This is a genomic window from Rhodococcus sp. T7 (assembly GCF_009872365.1).
Lineage (GTDB): Bacteria > Actinomycetota > Actinomycetes > Mycobacteriales > Mycobacteriaceae > Rhodococcus_F.
The window spans coordinates 503116-507876 of the sequence record NZ_WXYH01000389.1 but is presented as its reverse complement, the minus strand read 5'-3'; the positions used below and the strand labels follow the sequence as shown (position 1 = coordinate 507876).

Genomic DNA, 4761 nt, shown 5'->3' with positions numbered 1-4761 from the left:
ACCGGTAGCGCTGAACCCTGGGCGGCCGCGCTGCACCCGACGACATCTCGGTCAAGCCCCAGCGCGACCCAGCCCAAAAACTCATTTCGACACGATCACGGAAGTCCCAGCTTCAGAGCGACCCCTGCGCCACCCGACCCTGCCGGTGGTGCGGTCTACCGCGTTGACGCCGTCGCCGGATCGTCCCGTCGCCGCCCCTCGCGGCCAGCACCGTCTCGAGCTCGCGTACCCGCAGGCCCGACAACTCGTCGAACGAGTGTGCCCAGCACCCCACCCGAGCGGAGTGCGTCCACGGTGTCCGGTTCGTCGTCGACGAATGCCGACAACCACTACCCCACGGCCCGACAGTGACCGACCTTGACCGCGACGGCAGGCCGGACATCATTGCGGGAGCGGCACAACAACGCACGACCGGACGGAAATCCGTTGTCCCCGAGCCATATCCGAGCCTGCTCCGCACAGGAGACGGGCCGGGTCGTGGAATACACCACCACCAGACCCAGACCGCCCGCCGCCTCCACCAGATCTCGGCCCGATTCCACGACCGCCGCCTGCCCGACCTGGTCGAAGAACCGCTGCCACGCCTGCCGGCGGCCCCCTTCCGACTCGCCCGTCAGCAGGTGGGTGAAGGCCGACAGGTCCGCCAGACCGCCGTTGATGTCGAACACCACCCGCTCGCTGCCGCTCACCTCCCCGACCCCAGCCACGTCGCCGGCCGAGACCCGGCGCCACGCCCACCGGCACGACTCCGGCACACCCCCCACCCGTGGTCACCAGTGAGCCCCCAGAGAGCACGACAACCATGTTCCACGCACCACATGCTCGCCAACCCCCTGTTCCGAGGACCGCACAGCCGACAAGGACGGATGGTCGAATCCGACGACCGCAACACCCCACCCAGAAAGTGACGTGTCCTGCGTCACAAAATCCGAATCGTCGGGTCGAACTTCCTACACTCGTCCTCGCACCGGCCCTCCCCCGCATTCGAGCCGGTGCCGCGACCCCGCCAACCGACCCCCAGTGGCTGGCGGGGTTCGCTCACCCCGATCCGACCCGCAACGTCGCCGGTTGTGAAGTCCTCGTCGGCCGATCACCAGGAACTTTGGCAACCGTGTCGATGAGGGTGACGAGATACGCGGCTACGTGTACGCGATCGGGTTCGATGACGGGTGGTTCACGCTTGGGTTGCTCCCCTCGGCTCATGGAACAGCTGATCCGGAATGCGAAGAACCGCCACCGCTTCCATGGCGGTGTGCGGTCACCCGTATGTGGGTATCGATCCCTCACCTGCGCCCGGAGCGATCGGAACAACGACTGTTCAGCCGACCTCCTGCGCGGCTTCGGCGAACAGCGTTCCCTGCGCGGTCAACACCGAGCCCTGCGAGGAGCTGTCCGGATCCAGTGGGAGGACGATCTCGTCTTCCGCCCGAAGGTCACCGCAGTTCGCGTTCTCGAAGGACAGGACATGGCCGTATCGCCGACCTCTTCCTCACGACGCGGTCCGCTCCGAATCAGCTGCGGACCGATCACGACACCGACGCGCAGATATCTGCCGCCGGCATGGGCTGGATCAGGGTCCGAGCGCCGCGTTGTGCGGGGTGAGAATCGCACCCAACAGGTAGTGACCGTCGGCGGAGTCGAGGGCGACCACCCCTCCGACGGCGGTGACCGCGGGGGGAGAGTGTGTGGCCGGGTCCTCGGCCAGCATCCAGGAGAGGGTGTTCTCGTCGTGCCGCGGCCGGAACTGCACACCATCGGCCTCGGGGTTCGCGGCGAGGATCGCGGCAACCCACCGGCGGGTGTGCAGATACCCGGAGGGGTCGCACTTGGACAACCAGACGCCGGCGTTGATCCGCGAGGCCCCGGTCCCGGTCAGATCCACGACCGTCACCGTGCGGGTGGTCCGCAGTTCACCCAGGACCCGGCCGGCGATCTTCGCCCGCGGGATCAACCGCGGGGACTGATCGACCGGCAGATTGCGGCAGAGTGTCTCGGCGACCGCCGCTGCCGGACAGTCACCGAGATACAGGTATCCGTAGGAGCCGTCGAGACTGTCGAACCGGCCTCCGACCCGGGCCCTCGGCCGGGCCGTGGGGTTCAACTCCGCGGCGCCGCGGGTGGCGCTGTGGATGCGCCACAGTGAGGTATCGGCGGGGATCGTGGTGAGCAGGGCAGCAGGTAGCGGGGTGGGTGGATCCGGGTAGGACACGGTCGGTTCAGTCCTGCGTCAGGTCGTCGGCCATGTCCCGCAGATCCTGCTCATACCCGCCGTCGACGGCCAACGCGGCCGGGGATCGGGGGTCATCGGCGAAGTCGGTCGGGTTCAGCCACCAGGACGCCGCACCCCACGGGTCGTCCTTCGCGCCGAGGGCCCGGTTGATCTCGGCGACGATCGGGCGGACCTGCCGGCGTTCGGCGTCGAACTGAAAGGCGGGGTAGAGCTTGTGCCCCGATACCGGCAGCGCGATCACCGTGCCGGCCGCCGACAGGCGGCTGGCGGTATTGCGGCTGGTCGCCGACTTCCCCAGGACACGGCTGACGGCGGTGGAGTCGAGCATCTCGTGCTTCTCGACGATCGAGTTCAGCACCGACGCGACGATCCGCGTGCGGGCCACCGCCGCGGCAGCCGGGTTGGCAACCGCACGCTCCTGCTGACGCGCCAGCGCCGGGCTCATCGACAGCAACGCCGTCACATCGTCCCGGACCGGACGCAGGGCAGGGCGGCGGGAGAACTCCTCCACCAGCAACTCGACCAGGTCCGGATCCGACAAGGCATGGATCGAGTCGCGGGCCCGATCACGGTCGACGAGCATGTCCACCACCTCCACATGTGCCAACAGTGTACCGCGTACCATCCGTGTCAGGATAGAGGGTTTGAAGGATGCAGTACAGCGCCCTCACGCCGTTACTTAACCTCCCCATCAACCAGTCCGGCACCGTTCGCCCGATGACACCGTGCTGAAATGAATCGTCTCGCACGATCGACGTGGTCACCCGACGCGGTTCCAATGACGACAAAAGCAACACGGTTCGCGGTTGCCCACCTCGAGATGCCGCAGTCGGGTCACCAGCCCGGTCGCCATGGCTTCCAGGCAATGGCCCCGTCGATGATCACATTCCCCCCACCGACAATGACTGCGTCACAGCGGTTTCGAGCCGAAGATTCGATCCGATGCGCACCAGATCGGACAATTCGTTCGGGTGGAATCGGCTCAGCTGCCCCGGCTTTGCCCGAAGCTTCTCGGGCAGCAACTGCTCCAGCGAGCCGTCGATGGCGCCGCCGCGGGGAGGCGCGGAGTATTGAACTCGTCTGCATCCAGGTGTAGCCACGCCTACGGGTGCTCCCCCACCAGGTGCGCTTGGGCGACCGATTTGCCGGCGTCGGTGGGCGAACCGTCAGGATCGCGACCCGATCCCGGTCGACCTGAGTACGTGAGGTGCGTTGATCTTGGCGGAAGTACCGACGGTCATTGATCGTGGTGTGCGTGGCGTCGATTGTCCGCCGGCCACCCGGGGTGGGCAGCGAGGCGAGGAATGCACGCCGGTCAAATTCGTGGGTCGGCATAGATCATCTACGGGGCATGAGCGATCCCCTTTCGGGGCAGGCACTGGCCGGCCCTCCTGCGGTGTGTCCGGCGCAGATCACCTCGGGATGGTTCCGCATGCAGAGCTCTCGAGTTTCCTCCTCTGCGTGTCGCACCCGTGCACGCCAGAGACTGGGTTGCGATGATCATCTGATGCGTTTCTCGCCGTTGTTTCCCGTTCTCGTCGCCGCATCCTCGCCCTGACGGGTGCGGCAACGACCCGCCACCGGCGCCGACCCCGTCTTCCTCGCCTCCGATGAGTCGCGCTACGTGACCGGCCTGGCGATGACGGTCGACGGCGGGATCAGCATCTCCTGACCTGGTCCCTAATAATGCTTGCTGTTATCTTTTTAGATAAATAGACCACATCTAGGCGCCCGGGTGACGAGGCGTCTCCCGCCCAATCAGGAGCACCCATGACAACCCCACTCCTCGGCCGCGCGATCATCATCGGCGGCAGCATCGGCGGCACCCTGGCCGCAGCCGCGATCGCCGATCACTTCCGCGAGGTGGTGCTGCTCGAGCGTGACGAGCTACCCACCGAGCCGGTCTTCCGCAAGGGCGTGCCACAGGGCGCCCACTTCCACGCGCTCTTGGCCGCGGGCCGGGCCGCGATGGATTCTCTGCTTCCCGGCTTCTCCGATCACGCGTTCGAGATGGGCGCGGTGCGACTCGACTCCGCACAGGACGTGATGCGCCTGGATCGGGTCGGCTGGTCGCCTCGGTTCGAGTCGGGCCTCGAGTTCCTGATGGCGAGTCGGCCGTTGATCGAGAAGGCGCTTCGCGACAAGGCTGCCGAACTCGACGGCGTGCAGTACCGCTCAGGCGTCGAGGTGGCCGGACTGCTCGGCGCCGACGGCCGGGTCACGGGGGTGCGCACCACCAACGGGGAGGAGCTGCCCGCCGATCTGGTGATCGACGCCAGCGGTCGCTTCTCCGAGTCTCCGACGTGGCTGCAGGCGCTCGGTTACCCCACTCCCCGGGAGGAAGTCGTCAACGCGCACTGGGGCTACTCCTCCACCTTCCTGGAGGTGCCCGAGGACTGGGACCCGGGCTTCCAGGCACTCGCGCTCACCGCGTTCGGGGACGGCGCCCTGACTCCCGAATCGGCGTCCCGGGCAATGGCGATGTGGGTCGTCGAGGGCGAGCGCCGCTGGATCCTGACCGCTCAGGGCTC

Annotated in this window: 5 protein-coding genes; 1 reads left to right on the top strand and 4 read right to left on the bottom strand. The window is 67.3% G+C overall.

The genetic code is table 11. From position 1 onward, the window contains the following. Nucleotides 1-329: 329 nt before the first annotated feature. The 4 genes from MLGJGCBP_RS52745 to MLGJGCBP_RS46385 all read right to left on the bottom strand — a co-directional run bounded on the left by MLGJGCBP_RS52745 (nucleotide 330) and on the right by MLGJGCBP_RS46385 (nucleotide 3330). Nucleotides 330-755, bottom strand: a complete 426-nt coding sequence (locus tag MLGJGCBP_RS52745; protein ID WP_236581147.1) for a hypothetical protein — start codon at nucleotides 753-755, stop codon at nucleotides 330-332. 815 nt (nucleotides 756-1570) lie between these two features. Then, nucleotides 1571-2209 carry an RES family NAD+ phosphorylase gene (locus MLGJGCBP_RS46395; protein WP_160097004.1) on the bottom strand — a complete coding sequence of 213 codons (639 nt, stop codon included), beginning with the start codon at nucleotides 2207-2209 and terminating at the stop codon, nucleotides 1571-1573. A gap of 7 nt (nucleotides 2210-2216) precedes the next feature. Next, nucleotides 2217-2813 carry a hypothetical protein gene (locus MLGJGCBP_RS46390; RefSeq protein ID WP_160097002.1) on the bottom strand — a complete coding sequence of 199 codons (597 nt, stop codon included), beginning with the start codon at nucleotides 2811-2813 and terminating at the stop codon, nucleotides 2217-2219. 298 nt (nucleotides 2814-3111) lie between these two features. Next, nucleotides 3112-3330, bottom strand: a complete 219-nt coding sequence (locus MLGJGCBP_RS46385; RefSeq protein WP_160097000.1) for a hypothetical protein — start codon at nucleotides 3328-3330, stop codon at nucleotides 3112-3114. A 670-nt stretch (nucleotides 3331-4000) separates the two neighbouring features. Between MLGJGCBP_RS46385 and MLGJGCBP_RS46380 the strand changes: the two genes are divergently transcribed. Next, nucleotides 4001-4761 (top strand): NAD(P)/FAD-dependent oxidoreductase (locus MLGJGCBP_RS46380; protein WP_201453372.1); only part of this gene is annotated, 761 nt, incomplete at its 3' end.

Bases quoted from the DNA above. Each gene is read 5' to 3' on its own strand.
- MLGJGCBP_RS46390 (WP_160097002.1), bottom strand. From the start codon at position 2,813: ATGCTCGTCGACCGTGATCGGGCCCGCGACTCGATCCATGCCTTGTCG.